Source organism: Bacteroides sp. 90-K9/2 (genome assembly GCF_047310725.1).
In the GTDB taxonomy this organism is placed as follows: domain Bacteria; phylum Bacteroidota; class Bacteroidia; order Bacteroidales; family Bacteroidaceae; genus Bacteroides; species Bacteroides vicugnae.
This window is the reverse complement of the sequence record NZ_JBCGVL010000009.1, coordinates 59,700-76,504: the sequence shown is the minus strand read 5'-3', so window position 1 is coordinate 76,504 and position 16,805 is coordinate 59,700. Positions and strand designations below refer to the sequence as shown.

At 40.2% G+C, this 16,805-nt stretch carries 7 protein-coding genes; 2 read left to right on the top strand and 5 right to left on the bottom strand.

Annotated features, from left to right (window positions below; translation table 11 throughout):
• The first annotated feature begins 40 nt into the window (after window positions 1-40).
• Both AAHJ11_RS18115 and AAHJ11_RS18110 read left to right on the top strand, forming a co-directional pair.
• The gene (locus AAHJ11_RS18115) at window positions 41-1,738 is read left to right on the top strand and encodes a Na/Pi cotransporter family protein (RefSeq protein WP_074636458.1); all 1,698 of its coding nucleotides are present in this window, start codon (window positions 41-43) and stop codon (window positions 1,736-1,738) included.
• A 274-nt stretch (window positions 1,739-2,012) separates the two neighbouring features.
• Window positions 2,013-6,038 (top strand): two-component regulator propeller domain-containing protein, encoded by a 4,026-nt coding sequence (locus AAHJ11_RS18110; RefSeq protein ID WP_148367073.1) that lies wholly within the window; start codon window positions 2,013-2,015, stop codon window positions 6,036-6,038.
• Between the two features lie 269 nt (window positions 6,039-6,307).
• On the opposite strand, the gene AAHJ11_RS18105 is transcribed toward AAHJ11_RS18110, so the two are convergent.
• Genes AAHJ11_RS18105 through AAHJ11_RS18085 form a run of 5 tightly spaced genes read right to left on the bottom strand, consistent with a single transcriptional unit; the run spans window position 6,308 to window position 16,790 of the window.
• Window positions 6,308-8,017 (bottom strand): DUF6562 domain-containing protein, encoded by a 1,710-nt coding sequence (locus tag AAHJ11_RS18105; RefSeq protein WP_413579964.1) that lies wholly within the window; start codon window positions 8,015-8,017, stop codon window positions 6,308-6,310.
• A 29-nt stretch (window positions 8,018-8,046) separates the two neighbouring features.
• On the bottom strand, window positions 8,047-9,678 hold the full coding sequence (locus AAHJ11_RS18100) for a DUF6562 domain-containing protein (protein ID WP_297284870.1): 1,632 nt from the start codon (window positions 9,676-9,678) through the stop codon (window positions 8,047-8,049).
• 36 nt (window positions 9,679-9,714) lie between these two features.
• Complete coding sequence (locus tag AAHJ11_RS18095) at window positions 9,715-12,288, bottom strand: DUF4962 domain-containing protein (protein WP_148367070.1); 2,574 nt, start codon at window positions 12,286-12,288, stop codon at window positions 9,715-9,717.
• Window positions 12,289-12,311: 23 nt separating this feature from the next.
• Window positions 12,312-13,970 (bottom strand): RagB/SusD family nutrient uptake outer membrane protein, encoded by a 1,659-nt coding sequence (locus AAHJ11_RS18090; protein WP_148367069.1) that lies wholly within the window; start codon window positions 13,968-13,970, stop codon window positions 12,312-12,314.
• 12 nt (window positions 13,971-13,982) lie between these two features.
• Window positions 13,983-16,790 carry a SusC/RagA family TonB-linked outer membrane protein gene (locus AAHJ11_RS18085; protein WP_148367068.1) on the bottom strand — a complete coding sequence of 936 codons (2,808 nt, stop codon included), beginning with the start codon at window positions 16,788-16,790 and terminating at the stop codon, window positions 13,983-13,985.
• Window positions 16,791-16,805 lie beyond the last annotated feature (15 nt).

The following is a 16,805-nucleotide window of genomic DNA, read 5'->3' as shown; positions in this document are numbered from 1 at the left end:
TAATCAGATAGAGAACAAATAACCATTAAAAATATTATAGATGGAATATTCTTTTTATGATTTTTTAAAGCTCATAGGCTCATTAGGACTCTTCCTCTACGGAATGAAAATCATGAGCGAGGGCTTACAAAAGGTCGCGGGTGATAGATTGCGAAGTATTCTAACGGCAATGACCACCAACCGGGTAACGGGAGTTCTAACAGGAGTGTTAATCACGGCCCTTATCCAGTCTTCTTCAGCAACGACGGTAATGGTCGTCAGTTTCGTTAACGCCGGACTACTCACACTCGCCGAATCCATCAGCGTCATTATGGGTGCCAATATCGGTACTACCGTAACCGCCTGGATCATTTCAATTTTCGGATTTAAGGTTGATATGGCTGCCTTTGCCCTTCCTCTCCTGGCCATCGCCCTTCCATTTATCTTCTCCGGTAAAAGTAACCGCAAATCCATCGGTGAATTCATTTTTGGTTTTTCTTTCCTTTTCATGGGGCTTTCTTATCTGAAATCAAATGCACCCGACCTGAATGCCAACCCGGAAATGCTTGCCTTCGTACAGAACTACACGGATATGGGATTTTTCTCCATCATTCTGTTCTTGCTTATCGGTACGATACTGACGATGATTGTGCAAGCCTCCGCAGCCACCATGGCAATCACATTAATTATGTGTGCCAACGGATGGATCAGCCTGGAACTGGGAGCAGCACTCGTATTGGGAGAAAACATCGGAACTACTATCACGGCCAATCTTGCCGCACTTACAGCCAACACACAGGCTAAGCGGGCAGCATTGGCCCATTTTGTTTTTAATGTATTCGGCGTTATCTGGGTATTGATTGTCTTCCATCCTTTCATGGAACTGGTAAACTGGGTAGTAGATACTTTTTTCCAAAGCAATAATCCGGAAGTTGCCATCTCCTACAAATTGTCGGCTTTCCACTCAATCTTCAACATCTGTAACGTTTGTATACTGATATGGGCTGTGAAACTGATTGAGCGTACCGTATGTGCTTTAATTCATCCGAAAGAAGAAGACGAAGAACCCCGCCTGCGATTTATCACCGGTGGTATGCTTTCCACTGCCGAACTTTCTATCCTTCAGGCACGCAAGGAAATCCATCTTTTCGCAGAACGTACACACCGGATGTTCGGCATGGTGCAGGATCTGTTGCATACGGAAAAGGATGACGATTTTAATAAATTGTTCAGCCGGATAGAGAAATATGAAAATATCAGTGACAATATGGAACTTGAAATAGCCAACTACCTGAATCAGGTGTCCGAAGGCCGTTTGAGTTCTGAAAGTAAGCTACAAATACGTGCTATGTTGCGTGAAGTGACAGAAATCGAAAGCATCGGCGATAGCTGCTATAACCTGGCACGTACCATCAACCGGAAACGCCAGACTAATCTGGACTTTACCGAAAAACAATACGAACATATCCACTTCATGATGAAACTGACTAACGATGCGCTTGCTCAAATGATTGTGGTGGTAGAGAAACCGGAACATCAAAGCATCGACATTAACAAATCCTTCAATCTTGAAAACGAAATCAATAACTACCGCAACCAATTGAAGAATCAAAATATTCTGGATGTGAACAACAAAGAATATGATTATCAAATGGGAGTTTACTACATGGATATCATCGCCGAATGTGAAAAACTTGGTGACTATGTGGTGAATGTAGTGGAAGCCAGCAGTGATGTGAAAGAGAAAAAAGCTTCTTAATAGATAAAATAAAGAAAATAAAAGGAGGGTATCCGAAACTTTAATTTCGGATACCCTCCTTTTATTTTAAAGCTCCTTTTATTCCTCCGATGCCTGCTTTCGACTACCCAGATAACGATATTAGACATAAACAACATAAAAATAGAGAAAATCAAAATAGATACAGGCAACAACAAGAAAACAAATTGATAAATTCTTATTAAATTTGCTCATGATAGAAATCGCTAAAAAAGACTTGCAAATCTATCATTTTTTAAACCTCAAATAGATATAAATGAAAACTCTGTTTACCAGCCATAAAGTAATTTACTTATTGCTTATATTGTCTGTCAGTCTCCACATCAAGGCGACGAGTACTGATAACGTCAACTTCAGAAAATTATCCGTGAATGAAGGCTTGTCTCAAAACACAGTATGGGGAATGATGCAGGATGCCAACAATAAAATATGGATAGGCACGACAGACGGGCTTAACCGCTATGACGGCTATACATTCACCACCTATTACCACACTTCCAGTGATAGTCTGTCCATAGCAAACAATCAGATTATTTCTCTTTGCACCGATTCGAAAGGTACGTCCTGGTTCGGAACCTTAGTCGGTTTATCACGTTATAATCCGGTAACGGACAACTTTACCAATTATCTCCTGCCCGAAACTCCCTTTCAGGTACTGGCAATAGTAGATGTTGCGGAGAATGGTACCCTATTTCTCGCTACGAATATCGGCCTCGTCTCTTTTCAGATAGCAAACGGGAAGTTCACTATCGACCCCAAGCTCAAACATTTAACGATTAACACCATTTGCAGAATAAATGATGAATTATTATTAGGAACTTCCCAAGGACTATATTTATACTCAATCCATACAAAGAAAAGTGAAAAAATACTTCCTCAAATACTGGAAACACCAATTGCCAGTATTATTTACAATGTCCAAACGAAAGACTACTGGGTGGGAACTCAAAAAAAAGGAATCTATCGACTTAGTAATGAATGGCAAATCCTGAAAAAATATCAAATAGATAAAAGTGATACATTTTCTCCCGCCAACACAGTACGAGTACTGAAACAATATACAGACGGGCAAATATGGATTGGTACCACCGAAGGATTGTTCAGTTTCGACCCGAAACATGAAGTTTTTGAAAAACGCTTGTCTCATAGCTCTATCCGTTCCCTTTTTATAGACAACCAAGGTGGAATTTGGGTAGGAACCTATTATGACGGTATTAATTATTACCATCCGTTTGCCCCGACTTTCAAAACATTGAAGTATTCTCCTTATTTCAACTCCCTGAATGACAAGGTAGTCAGTTGCATCGTGGAAGAACCGTCCACTAAGAATTTATGGATTGGCACAAACGACGGCGGTGTAAACTACTACGACTGCCAGAAGCAGACTTTCTCATATTACCAAGCAACCAAACAAGGCAACGGATTACGTTCCAACAACATTAAAGCTATCTCATTGGATAAATCCGGCAATATCTATGTGGGCACACATTCCGGCGGATTAAGTTACATCCATACAAAAACCGGAAAAATAGAAAATTTCTCAATTCCCCAAATGGAAGCGGAAGACAACAGTTGCTATTCTTTGTTGGATGACGGTGACAACTTTTATGTAGGGTCAATGGTCGGCCTGCTACTTTTCAATAAAGCGACCAAAGAATTCAAGAAACATCCATTGGCAGAAAGTAACCCCGAACTATCCGGAGTATTGATAAGAACCTTATATCGTGATTCTTCCGGTAGAATCTGGATTGCCACCGAGAAAGGATTGTTTTTATATAACGGAACTCCTAAAGTGCAACATCTCACCGATAACCTGTCTTCCGATTTCTCTGCTCATATCATAGCCTATTGCATCCATGAAGATACCCATAAAAATATATGGGTCACTTCCGCCAACGGGCTATACCAGTATAAGCCGAATATAAAACTGAACAAACATTACACCGTCAGAAACGGGCTCATCAACAACTGCATATACGGTCTTTTGGAAGATAGTTCAAGACGTTTGTGGTTGAGTACCAACAAGGGGTTATCCTGTTTCGACATCGACAACGAACAATTTCACAACTATCGGCAAGAGGACGGGCTAAGCCACAACGAATTCAACGTATATGGCTACTGTAAAGGTTTCGACGGCACTTTCTATTTCGGAAGTCTGAACGGAATCACTTATTTCAGTCCGTTCAAGTTTATGGAAAATCCGTTCATGCCTCAACCCGATATTGTAGGAATATCCCTTATGAACCAGCCGGTCACTCATCTTCAAAATGGCATAATTCAGGTACACCGGGGTGAATATGGGCGATTACAAGGTATAAACTTCCCGTTCAACCAACGACAATTCAATATCCGGTTTACCGTTTCAAACTATCTCAGCAATCAGCGCAATATATTCGCTTACCAACTCAAAGGCTTTGACAAAGAGTGGAATTCTACCGAAGAACGTAACGTCAGCTATTCCAATCTTCCACCCGGACATTATACTTTCTTGCTGAAAGCGTGCAACAACGATGGCAAATGGTGCGAAATGCCAACCGAATTCTTTATACACATCACCCCGATGTGGTATCAGACATGGATAGCCAAGTTTATCTTTGTCCTATGTGGTTTAGGTATCATCGGCTGGATTATGTATTTCTTCATCGCAAGAGCCAAAATGAAGATGCAGCTCCAAGTTGAAACCTTGGAGCACAACAAGCTACAAGAGCTAAACACTGAAAAAGTTCGTTTTTACATGAATATGTCACATGAGTTACGTACACCGCTAAGTCTGATTATAGCCCCACTGGAAGATATGATGAAACTAAGTAGAATGATGGATAAAAAGCTGCAACGCAACTTGCAATATATTTATCAAAACAGCCGCAGATTATTGCATATCATTGACCAGCTCTTAAACTTCAGAAAAGCGGAATCCGGTGCTTTACCCATTCAGGTAGAAGCCTGTAATATTGAAGAATGGTTCCGGCAGATATTCATGTTGTTTTATAATCAGGCGGAATCCCGAAACATGGATTATCTATTCAATTCGGGAATAACCACTTCGCAACTACCGGTTGACAAGAAGTATATTGAAACGATCTTAATCAATCTGCTGTCCAATGCTTTCAAGTTTACCCCAGATAAAGGAAAAATAGAGTTGGAACTTTGGGAAAAGGAAGAAACCTTTGGATTTTATGTCAAAGACAATGGAAAAGGAATTCCCCAAGAAAAACTGAACAATGTTTTCGAACGCTTTTATCAGGTGAACGAAAACGATAAAGGAACCGGTATTGGTCTTTCTTTAGTGAAATGTCTAGTAGACAAACATCATGGCAGCATTTCCGTAAATAGCAAAGAGCAACAATACACGCAGTTCAGTATTACGCTTCCCAAAGACATAAATACATATACTCCGGAAGAATTAGCAAAACAGCCGGTTAAAGGTTCCAACTCTACGTTCTATATTGACGAACCCATATCCTATATTCCGGCAGAGGATAGTTTGGAGAATGATACGGAAGAGGGTATGAACAAACCTATTATATTATTAGTAGATGATAATACCGAAATGCTGGATTATCTAAAAGGATCCTTGCAATCCTATCAGGTTGTGACAGCTACAAACGGTAAAATAGCACTTGACATAATGAAAACACAGCCGATTGATATTGTACTCTCAGACGTGATGATGCCCGAAATGGATGGTCTGCAATTGTGTAAGTTAGTCAAGCGCAACATACAGACATCTCACATTCCAGTGATTCTTCTATCTGCCAAAAGCTCTCTCGAAGACCAGACCTCCGGCATAGATGTCGGTGCGGATGATTATATCGGAAAACCTTTCTCCCTCTCTTTGCTCAAAGGTAAAATAAATAATATACTGAAAGCCAAAGAACGCTTCCGGCAATATTATTCAAACACAACCAATATAGATACTGCTAAAATGACTTCCAATACTTTGGATAGAGAGTTTTTAAGTAAAGTGATACAAATCATTGAAGAGAATATCAGTGACGAAAAATTCTCAACAGAAGATTTGGCAAGCAAATTATTTATGAGCCGCTCTAACTTATATATTAAAATGAATGCCATATCCGGAGAAGCTCCAGCAAACTTCATCCGCCGCATCCGTTTTAACAAAGGATGTCAAATGTTGCTCGAAGGGCGCTATACTATTGCCGAAATCAGTAATAAAATCGGTTTTAGTTCCCCGTCTTACTTCACCAACAGTTTCAAGAGAAATATGGGAATGCTTCCCAGCGAATACATCAAACAACATCAGGAAGAGAACAAATTATGAACGGTTAAGACAAGATAAATGCCGCTTACCCAATGCTGGAGCATAAAATTTATGCCAGCAGAATGGCAAACAATAGAAATGGACAACTGATAATAACAACAAGTTCTACATAAAAAGAAAATCCAACAATTATCTGTGTCAAATACAGATAATTGTTGGATTCCTCTTTATCTCTCCCCAAAATCGAATCTCAGAAAAAGATTCACACAAACACCATCCCACCCACCTCAAAAATCATCCTTAAACAATCCTTTACTATATGCAATTAACTAAAATGTCAAGATAGCACGAGCATTGCCACTGTTTGTCACTGCCCACCAATCATCTTCAATACCACCATACTCATTATTGCCTACACCTAAACAGACAAATCCTGCCCATATCCCCTTATCCTTCTTGTCAGTAGCAGTAATATACCAATGACGTCTTTCATTACCATTTACTGGAAACAGTTCACCTGTTCCGGCTTCTGCCAGAACTTGCAAAGAGTTCCGGACCATCAAGGATTTTATCAACTGACCTCCACTTGCTTCTGCATACGATTTTACAAGTGTATCATATTGTTTGACGGCTCCCCAATACCAACCACTAGTATTGGCAGGCGCTTTTGTCGATTCTTTATTCTGATAATTTACAATAATTTCCGCAATAGGATAATCAGACAACGTTTGCTGTTTTAACAGTTCTGTTTTCAAGAATCCTTGAATATCATCCATATCCCCTTTCAAGCCGTCAGGAATCACCACATCGGCTGATTTTCTAGGTTTCAGATTAACATCATTAATTCCATCTCTTAAATCGTAAGCAGATACGACCCAACCGTTTACAGTCTTTAAGCCTGTACCAGGATAATTTTCAGGACTGTCCCCAGCAGCGGCACCATCATCATACGCTACCGCGAAAACTACACCTATACATGGGTTTTCAGCATCGTCTACATAATTGGATGAGGTAGTACCGTCCTTATAAAAGAAATCACCTACCTTTGCTTTACCATTCACTGCAATCACATTCTTATCCGCAATTTTCCAATCTGCCACATTGATATCATAAGTGATATTAAAATCAAGATCCGGTTCAGGTGATTCCACCATCATAGCAGCACTCACTTTTACATGGTGATTACGTACTATGGGAATAAGATTTTCCGGAATGGTCACATTCAATACAGGAACCGGCTCTATACCGGTAGTGAAAGTCAGGCTCACACTACCCATTTTTTGTGTTTCACTATTGGCAAATGTATAAAATGACAGTAATGTACGTTCTGTCCTTGTCTCCGGTTTGAAATCTGTTACACGATGTTCTAACTGTATCGGTTCACCTACCACCATTCCTGTAGCGACATTAAAAGTAGTAGCTACAGGGAAAACCGCATCCAACTTTTTCAGCAAATCAAATTCACGCTGGTTTTCCTCACTGATACTGATTTTTGAGAACGGACGTGTCAAGGAAATCTCCAGTGAGAGTCCTTTACTGTTACTTTTCTGTATTTCACCACTATAAAAGAAAGCATCACAAGCATCGCTGTTAACAAGTTCCATAGGATTTTTTACAGTAACAGCAGTCAAATCGGAGGTGTCAAAATATTTATCTACATAACGGTCATTTACTACATCATTGCTTTCATTCTGACGAACCACATTCGCATCAATGTAATCTGCCCACATCAAACAATTATAGATACCGGCTTCCATCTCAAAAGCAAAAGAAAGCCCTCCTTCCAATCTGCCCGGATCTACAACTGTCTCTTCACGATAAACTAACCGATTCGCTTCTTTTGTATAAACTTCAAGAATGCAGCGTAACTTATGATTCTCTATAACCGAACGTGTTGCAGACAATTCTTCGGGAAAAAGAACGGATAAATGAATTTGACTGGCATCAATGTCTGTGGAAATATTATTGTCATCTTTGCTGCAAGATGACAACAGCCCTATGCAGCAAAAAAGAAGTAATTTAAAAATAACATTTTTCATATATTCATCAATTTAAATTAAGTACTATGTTAGAATGTCAGAATTGCACGGACATTACGACCACTGGTTATTTCACACCAATCTTCCACTGCCATAAAATCACTATTCGTAGGTTCCGAACACACGATATAGAACAGTTTTTTTGCTTCAGAAAACGTACTTGCCCAGTAACGTCTCATATCACCACCTTTTCCTAGTATTTTACCAACATTATTCTCTGCTAATACCGCCAAAGCTCGTCCTACAGCAAGTGAAGGTTCTTCATCACCTTTATTGGCATAAGTTGTCATCAGAATCCGGTATTGTTCATCTCCTCCCCAATACCAGCCACTGGAGTTAAGTGGTGCAGGCACTTGTTCACTATAATTCAATATGGCGTTCAATGCCGGATAATCCTCATTTTTTCCTATCGCTTTGAATAATTCTGTATTCATATAGCCATAAATATCTCCCTTATCCTTTTTGACTCCGTCAGGAATTACAATATTCTCTGAAACCCCTGCTTTCAGATAACCATTTCCTCCGACAGCTTTATCCGTTACATCGTAAGCGGCAACTACCCAACCATGAACTTTCTCCAATTTCGCTTTTCCGTTAACTTCGTAATTCTTTGAATTATCAACAATACTACCATCATGAGTCACGGCAAATACTACACCGATACAAGGATTGGATACACTTGCTGTATAAATGGAAGAATAAGTGCCGTTTTGATAATAAAAGTCACCAACCTGAGGAAGTTCGGCTGGTTCTTCAGGAACAAAAGTCCCTTCACCTATCAACGCTCCCTTCACATTGAGTTGCTGATTTCGTGCCAAAGTGAAAGAACCGGCCGGTATTTCACGACTCAGAATCGTGCTCCCCAGTGAAAACTGGAACGCAATGGTTCCCATTTCTAATTCCCCGATAGAAGGAGCAAATACATAATTTGTAAACAACACTTGTCCTTCTGCATTCTTTTCATCCATATTTGTCTTCGTAAAATTCAAATTCTGCATGGATTTCAACGGTTCACCCGTCAATACATTAAAACCTGCCGGTACTTGATAGGAAACTGTCAATTTCGTCAATGAAGAGAATTGTTTTTCATCATTTTCCTTAACTACCAACTTAGCCAACGGACGAATCAGTTTCACAGTCTTTGAAATGCCTTCCGCTTTTTTCTCCAAATCTATCTTTGCAAAAAAAGCATCGCAAGCATCCGTATCAAACAGATTGACAGCATTAGACTCTTTAATCGTCACTGCTTGCAAGTCCCTCGTATCATAGAAAGTGTCGGCAAAATGATTATAAACTACCCCGTCTGCCGTGGTTATTTCCTCCATAACAGCATCGCGGGCTATAAAGTCCGTCCAAAGCAGACATGTGTAATCACCGGCTTGCATCATAAAGTCGATAGAGGGTGCTCCCCCCTCTATCGATCGTTCCTCACGATACTTCAATACCGGTTTATCATCATTTGTCCATACCTCCAGAATACAACGCATTTTATAATACGCAGGAATTTGAATTTCCGAGCGTGTGGAGGCTACCGATGCCGGTAACTCCAAGGAAAAGTTCACCTGACTATTACCGTCCAAAGGCTCCAAGCTTTCCTCCTGCGAACATGCATTGAAAAGTGACATAAGCAAAACTGCTATTATATAAGTTATTTTATTCATCTCTTTCAGGAATTTCTATTAAACAAAAGGTTTATACTATTGCAACGAACGGGTAACTTGTAGTTTTTTATCCCCAATCTCCTGTACCTGTTTTTCTCCATGAACAGCATCATAAAGTATAGACGAGTTTTCTTGCCGCCGTTGATAAGGAGTTCCATTGATAATCAGCGTCTGGTTACTATTATTAAATACAGTTCCTGTTAATCGGTTGACAATAGAGATAGCCGCAGGCTTATCGGCACTCAATTCAGCTTCCACTTCCCAGTCACCTATCTTAAAATTATCATCCACACGCCAGATATCATCTACCCGTCCATCATCACTGATTTGTATAACAGTCAGTATTTTACTTTGGGCACAAGAAGCGAACTCAGCTGTCAAATGCCATTCTTTAGGATATTTCACCGGATCCTGATCGGCCGGTTCACCACCTTGAAACCATTTGTTAGTGGTAGTAATCGTTGGCGTTTGATCACTAAAAATCTGCGCTACCGAAGTAAATCCACCTTTCACAATATAAGTAGTAGTCACCTTGTTTCCTGCTACATGAAACTCTACCGGGCTATGCAACAACCATTGCCAAGTGGCAGGTTGATCAGCCCCCAACTCATCATAGATAACCACCTTATCAGGGCGCAACATAAAAATCTGACGTTTATAACAATTCAACGGATTATTTCCAAACCCATATTGAGCTGTCTGCGAAAGTCCCGCTTCGGCAAAACACTTAATCCAATAAGTATTCTCCGTCTGTCCACAGTAGGCTTGCGACGCATCTCCTGCAAAATAAGCCAGATTATCCCCATTCAAAGCACGAGTAATATTACCATAAGCACGCGTCGTGAAAGGCTGCCCGATATTATTTATCATTACAGTATTATGTCCACGTGTATTGCGATATTGCAAAATAGCATGTGCGTCACTATAATTTTGATAATAACCCGCATTCATATATACATTTTCACCCTTGTATAAAAGTTTAAAGCTATTCTGGTCCGAATGTGTATGATTGCCTGATCCATAAGGACTGGAGCGGAAAGCCAATGAGAGATTTTTACTACGGTCGACCATATTAGAAAATGCAACTCCTTCACCACAATCTTTATACCAAATAAAGTTATCCATCTCAATATCCGTAGTTTCCGTAATGTTATACGGAGCATCTCCTTGCGAGATACGATACAGACGAAGATCAAGATTACTGTACAAAGAGTGCTCATCAGCCGTTCCACTGGGGAATGTCCGTTGACATTCCTGCACATACCAGACTGCATTGGTATCACCTAGTTCACGTGCCAGAAAATCAGCAAAGCCTACCCGCGAACGATAAGGAATGTCTCCTCTATTGAAATCCCCGAATGACGTCGCCCGACTTTCAGGTAACCATGAATACACCAATGCCTTTCCTGCATTTTGATACCACGGGTGCGCCAAAAAATTAACATTTGTCAGATATGAAAGTAACATTGGCATATAATACAATGTATACTGATTAGTTTCAAAATATCCGGCTCCGTTAAACCAAGCTCCATCACGGTTGAAACCATTACTCGGAGCTCTTGAAGTCCATAATTCATAAAAATACTCCAATGAGGTCATAGCTTCAGGATATTCTTGACAAATTACGAAAGCACCTTCTAACATTGCGCGCAGAGTAATCTGCCAAGTATGTTCATCAAAGAACCAGTTCTCCATGTGGCCCCTATAAGAATCATAATAATACGTCACCACTTTCAAGATAATCTTCTCAATGGCTGTCTTTTCTTCTTCTGTCAAGGTTTTCTGACAAACATCATAAACAATACTCAAAATATTAACAATATAGGCGGACCGGAAATTATCATTGAGCAGTGTTGCATCACTTGCATTTTGAGCTAACATCCTACGCCCATAATCTAAAATCTTATCGTAATACTTTGATTCTCCAGTTAACAAATATGCCGTATTCAGATAGTAATCCACATAAGTATTCAAATCAGTTGTATTTGCATATAAATCAGTCGGGACCAATCCTCGCTCGTCAAGAGCGATTTTGGCACGCTCCGTCAGACTGGCATACTCCCGATGTTGAGTAATCGTGGTTTTAGCCTTGTCAATATCTGACTCTATATAACAATGGATACGTGGATATTTTGTCGGGATATTCTGCTGAAGAAGCGTGAAGTTGGGTGTCACAAACACCGGTTCTTTACCGCTCACCGTGAAGGAGTACACTTTACTCCAACCCGCTGTCCTGCCGTCTTTATCTACTGTACGAAATCGCCAATACCACTGTCCTACGGACATTTCTTCGTGAATATTATACACATTCCAACTCAATTTTCCCGACCGATAGGTACCCTGTTCCGGGAAACCGACATTCTGTGATAGCTCAAACTCCAGAAATTCTTCTGCTTTCCTCGCAGCTCTCGGCACGATCAAAGGCGACGGATTGACATAAAGTTCATGTTCTTCACGTGGATAAGGTTTATCCCGCTGATCGGGATGTACCACTTCCGGAGCCTCATCATTGGCATAATCTTCAAAGAAGATTTCCTGATCGTCGCTACACCCTGTTGCAAAGAAGAACAACAAGGCAAACATTACTTTTGAAAAGATTTTTGTATTCATATTTTCTTAATTACAACTTGTTGTTACCAACCCGGATTCTGTTCTAAATTTATATTCATATATAACTCATTTTGGGGAATAGGGAACAGATACATTTTATCATCCCATTGGTTCTGACTTACCAACACTCTTTTATAAGTAGAGTTAGAACCTGTTCCTGTTATCTGAACACCATAAATATTCTTCACAACTTCGCCCATTTTCCAACGGCGGATATCCCAGAAACGGTGATCTTCGAAAGCTAGTTCGATACGCCGTTCGTTACGTACTTTCTCAAGAAAGGCTTCACCTGTTTCTGTTATATGTTTCATATCAGCGCAGTCACGAACCAAGTTCAAAGCTTCACGAGCAGTGTAGGGATATTCAGCCGGTTTCACATCCGCTCCCATCCAATGATACATAGCTTCCGCATAGTTTAACAGGACTTCGGCATACCGGAACAAAGGATAATGATGTTCTTTTCCTAATGGTTTCACAGGATCCAGACTGACCAATTCATTCATATGTTTGCGCAAATAGTATCCCGTCTTTGTTGCACCATCCATTCCTGTATGTAAACCTCCTACATTCGTTTCCACTTTTTGTTTCAGCCATGTAGCACCATTATATAATACATTCAGATACAGACGAGGATCACGTGTCGGATTACCTGTGACATCTACATACATATTCTGCACATGCTCCGCATTGTTCCAGTCAAACGAAGTACCATCTTTCATTTCAAAAGCATCTACCAAATTTTGTGTCGGTGTATTCCCACCCAGCGAACCTTCATACCCCATTGGTTCATTACGTGCTTCGAAAGTACTAGTCTGTAATCCGTCACGGCGTTCAAAAATCAACTGTGGAGAACTAAACATATCGTTACCACCCTTATATAACGGGTCGTTACCAACCTTAGGTAAAGTGTATTTTCCCATAGCAATTACTGCCGCCGCCGCACTCGCAGCCTTTTCCCATTTTCCTTTATCCCCGCTTGCATTGTGAAGTGGACTGGCAGCATAAAGCAAAGCTCTGGATTTCAAAGCCAACACAGCACCTTTCGTTGCACGTCCGGTTTCACCACGATAGTCCCTATGGTCTGCCGGCAACTGATTAGCGATCTGGTCACATTCTTGAACAATAAAATCAATCACTTCCTCAAAAGAAGAGGGTTTCACCAGATTTATCTCTTCTGGATCGTAAGTCCGGATCAACATCGGAATATTCCCGTATCGCTTGGCGAGTTCAAAGAAATAGAAAGCACGCAGAAAACGTATCTCATAAGGAAATATTTTAGCCTTGTCCATTATCACATCATAGTCGTCATTAAACTCAAACTCTTTCAAAACTTCTATATCGAAATTCTCCAGAAAAGAGTTGGCACTCCGAATTGCATTAAAATAATCCCAACCGGTATCAATCGTCATAATAGGACTCCAAACATTATTACAAATATTATAAATTGTATTCTGATTCCAACTATACATTGCATTATCCGTAGCCGATTCCATCATCGCACCACTATTACGATCCAAATCCGTTGGCAAAAAACTATAAACGTAAGTTACAAGCTTAGCCAAATTGTCGTAGTAAGAATAAGCTATCTCTTTCGTATCGCCATTGGTTTCATCAAAGTCCAGACTACATCCGACCACCAAAAAAGAAGCACACACTATCGCGATATATTTTTTTATTTTCATCGTACTTTCTTTTTAAAAATTTATATTCAGTCCCAAAGAAACACCCATCGTATCAAAATAACCTAATGAAAGGGATTCGCAATTCAGGTATTTGATATGATCCAGAGAGAATAAATCTTGTGCACGCACATAAATCTGAAGTTTATCCATTTGCAGTCTTTCCGTCCATTTCTGCGGGAAAGTATAATAGATATTCAGATTTCGCAGTTTTAAGAATGAACCGTTTTCCAACCATTGAGTGCTATTGCGATAGTTATTCGCATTATCCAATGTAGACAGACGGGGAACGTTGGCAATATCCTTTGTACTCTCCGTCCAACGGATTCTGTCTGACAAGTACCAAGTAGAAATGTTGTTATTATTACGAAGCGGACGATAAACATGAGGTGTTGTCAACATAGTGCTGATACCACTTATCCCCTGGAATGTAGCATCCACTCCAAATCCCTTATATTCAAATCCCAGATTCAACCCGTATACCATTTCAGGAACAATGGTTGATTTACCAATTGCCACTTCATCATAAGCATCGATCCGATTATCATTATTCTGGTCCTTGTATTTCACATCCCCCGGACGCACTGTGGAAAATGTCTGTGTCGGACTGTTACGGATATCTTCATCGTCGTTGAAGTAACCGATAGCTTCGAGACCAAAAGCCTGCCCGACCTTATGCCCCTTTGCATATAAATAATCATAGGGCTGATAAGCTTCACCGTTTTCTATCACCTTACTATCCAGAAAAGCAACATTGGCATTAGCGTAATAACGGAAACTGCGGATTTCATCCTTCCAGCCAAGACTTAGTTCCAATCCTCTGCTTTCCACTTTACCCACATTTTGTTGAGGGACCTCAATCCCAATCATACTAGATACTTTCTTGTTCGAAACCAGAATATTCGTACGTCTGTCATAGTACATATCAGCCGTAAAACTTAGATTTTTAAATAACAGCAAATCCAATCCGACATTATATTTATCTGCAGTTTCCAATTCCAACGTTCGCATCGGTAATTTTCGTTCCATATAACCGTCCATTTCTGTATTACTGTCGCCAAAGAAGTATTGCCCTTTTCCGCTCCAAAAATGTTTACCCAAACCATAAGCCAGATTATCCACGGCCGAACGTCCGTAAGAAAAGCGTAACTTCATAAAATCGACTATAGACTGTTCTTTAAAAAAAGTTTCATTGGATAAAACCCAAGCTGCCGACACAGCGGGATAGAAACGATATTTATCTCCTTTCAGTAAAACACTGGTTCCATATTTATTAGCAACAACATCTACCAAGTATTTATTCCGGAAATTATAACTTGCAACTCCCATGATAGAATGACGATACCAAGACACATTAACACCCAACGATTCTTCCATTTCCTGACGATAGAGAGCTGCTACGCTCAATTGATGTCCGTTCCACATACGGTCATAACCTAGCTTCAGTTCCCAATTACTACGAATGGTCTGCTCCAATACACTATTGGAACGTCCTCCACTACTAATCTCCAGTGCCGAATTATCTCCATACATCATACTAGTCCTACCGGTTTCATCCGAATAGGAAGTCACCTCATAACGATAAGTTTTAGAACCATTCTCCCAAAAAGTAGCGGTATTATCATAAGCAATAGCCGCTTCCGCTTTCAAGCCTTTAAGCAGCATCGATAAATCCTGTGTAATACGCATGTTGGCCTCCAGTTTTCTCCAATTAGTCTGATAATATCCCTGATCAGCAATAACTGCCAACGGATTCATCTTATATAACAGGTTACTTCCCCAAACATTGTTCGAAGTCTTGACAGGAAAAGCTGCTGACGGTACTTTATACAGATTTTCAAAAATCGTACTGACACTGGCATCCGGTCGTTTTGTTTCATTCAGTACACCGACAATACCAAACTGCATCTGTGTACTTGAAGTCAAGTCGACATCAATATTCATTCGCAAACGCATATCATAACTGCGAATTTGAGATTTATAACGGTCAGAATACTCGGTATATTGCTCATTCAGCAAACCAAAATCATTTTTATAATCGAACAGCCCCATATAGCGCAATTTATTTCCTCCTCCCCGCACCAACAAGCTTAACTGATTGCTTTCGCCGACATTTCGTGTTCCTTCATCTACCCAGTTCACATTAGGATAAAGTTCAGGATTAGTCTGATTCTTAAAAGCCAATAAATCACTCTCGGAATATTGAGGTGCCAATCCGTCATAATGCAAAGCTTCATTCACAGCACGAGCGTAAGTATATGCATCCGCCATCTTTGGTTTATTAACAGGTAGTGTAAAGCCATGTTTATAATTAATATCTACATCAAAAGAGTTATAGGTTCCCCGTTTGGTGTTCACCAGAATCACCCCATTAGCTCCACGTGCTCCGTACAAAGCAGTTGCAGCGCCATCTTTCAATACAGACACGGATTCCACTTCTTCCAAAGTAATAGTGTTCAATGAACGAGGAAAACCATCGACTATAATCAAGGGAGTACCTTCACCTAGACCACCCTGTCCACGTATGTTCAATGTCGCCTCCGAATGCCATCCTACATTTTGTTTAGCATACAGCCCCGGTAGCAATCCATATAAAGAATTTTGTAAGGATGTGGCGGTTTTATTTGCCAATACCTCGGAAGAAACGGTAGAAACCGCTTGTGTTAGATTTCCTCGATCTTTCTTGACAAATCCCAAATCAATCACTTTTGTATCTGCATCATTATACCCGATAGCTACCAAGCTATCAGTCGCATTCTGCTGCCCGTTCGCCGTGGTGGACAATAAAAATGCCATACCAACAATATATAATAACTTATTCATTTTTCTTATGTTGTT

Excerpts from the sequence above, each read along its gene's own strand:
- AAHJ11_RS18115 (WP_074636458.1), top strand. The coding sequence starts at position 41 with ATGGAATATTCTTTTTATGATTTTTTAAAGCTCATAGGCTCATTAGGA.
- AAHJ11_RS18110 (WP_148367073.1), top strand. The coding sequence starts at position 2,013 with ATGAAAACTCTGTTTACCAGCCATAAAGTAATTTACTTATTGCTTATA.
- AAHJ11_RS18105 (WP_413579964.1), bottom strand. The coding sequence starts at position 8,017 with ATGAAAAATGTTATTTTTAAATTACTTCTTTTTTGCTGCATAGGGCTG.
- AAHJ11_RS18100 (WP_297284870.1), bottom strand. The coding sequence starts at position 9,678 with ATGAATAAAATAACTTATATAATAGCAGTTTTGCTTATGTCACTTTTC.
- AAHJ11_RS18095 (WP_148367070.1), bottom strand. The coding sequence starts at position 12,288 with ATGAATACAAAAATCTTTTCAAAAGTAATGTTTGCCTTGTTGTTCTTC.
- AAHJ11_RS18090 (WP_148367069.1), bottom strand. The coding sequence starts at position 13,970 with ATGAAAATAAAAAAATATATCGCGATAGTGTGTGCTTCTTTTTTGGTG.
- AAHJ11_RS18085 (WP_148367068.1), bottom strand. The coding sequence starts at position 16,790 with ATGAATAAGTTATTATATATTGTTGGTATGGCATTTTTATTGTCCACC.